This is a genomic window from Nocardioides cremeus, from assembly GCF_030518195.1.
Lineage (GTDB): Bacteria > Actinomycetota > Actinomycetes > Propionibacteriales > Nocardioidaceae > Nocardioides > Nocardioides cremeus.
In genome coordinates, this window is sequence record NZ_JAULSC010000093.1 from 1 (window position 1) to 411 (window position 411).

Consider the following 411-nt stretch of genomic DNA (forward strand, 5'->3'; position numbering starts at 1 on the left):
TCTACCAGAAACCCGAGTCCTCACTCAACACCGGTCCAGACCCCATAGACTTCTCTATTCCGCAACGCCTCGCGACTAAGCCCTGCACGGGCGACGAACTCACACCCTGGCAAATAATCAACGTGCGCCGTGCAGGGGGAACGCTACAGGATTCCACGCTTGAATCTACAACTATCGACAATCCCGAGGACAGCATTCTCCTCGTGGCTGATTCGATAAATAGGTGTGAGCGGTTCGAGGTATACATTGATGGTCTATTGGTGGGAGAAACGTCGGGAGAAGGGCCCCGCGATAATTACTTGTGCGGTGCCGTAGAAAAGTGCATGAAGGAAGGTGCAGATTTCGCTTATTTTACTCTTCCGCGAGGTAAGTTCTTCTATTTCTTTTTACAAGTCGTTTTCTTCTACTCGT

General features: G+C 50.4%; 1 protein-coding gene. It reads left to right on the forward strand.

The annotated features are described in order from the left end of the window. Positions 1 to 411, forward strand: a 411-nt coding sequence (locus tag QWJ41_RS20845) for a hypothetical protein (protein WP_302710385.1), incomplete at both ends; no start/stop codon positions are given.